Source organism: Humibacter antri, from assembly GCF_054777235.1.
On sequence record NZ_BAAHAW010000057.1, the window covers coordinates 1 to 694 of the forward strand.

A 694-nucleotide genomic window follows, 5' to 3' on the forward strand; every position below is an offset into this window, starting at 1 on the left:
CCGTGAAACGCGCGATCGGCACCATCAGCGACGACGCATGGACGAAGATCCGATACACCAACGCGATCTACGACCCCGACACCGGCACCTGGATCTCCGACGCGGAAGTCGCCGAGATCCCGTTCACCGCGTTCACCTCGAAACCGATCAAGGACCAAGTCCAGGGACGGCTGGTCGTCAGACGCATCCCGGAACTGAACAAGAAGAAGCTGTCCCAGCCGACCCTGTTCGACACGCACCGCTTCCACGCGTTCTTCACCACCAGCACCCTCGACACCGTCACGGCCGACCAGGTCCACCGTCGTCACGCGATCATCGAGCAAGTCAACGCAGACCTGAAGAACTCCGCCCTCGCGCACCTGCCCTCCGGGATCTTCACCGCGAACGCTGCCTGGCTCGTCCTCGCCGTCATCGCATTCAACCTCACCCGCACCGCCGCCGTGATCGCCGACCGAGCAGGACGACTAGGCAACGCGACGACCGCGACGATCCGCCGGAAACTCGTCAACATCCCCGCAAGAATCGCGTCCTCCGCGCGCCGCATCCGACTACACCTCCCCGAAGCCTGGCCCTGGGAAACAACATGGTCCACGCTCTTTGCCCACGCCCTCGCACCACCCCAACGCTGACGAACCCGACCAGACAGCCAACATCGGCGCAACCAGGAACGACGGTGGAACAGCACGGGCAGAAG

The 694-nt window shown here is 64.1% G+C and carries 1 protein-coding gene; it reads left to right on the forward strand.

Features of this window, described 5'->3' with window-relative positions:
- The coding region (locus ACYVDK_RS18250; protein ID WP_460524431.1) for a transposase at positions 1-629 on the forward strand (629 nt) is incomplete at its 5' end.
- Positions 630-694: the final 65 nt, after the last annotated feature.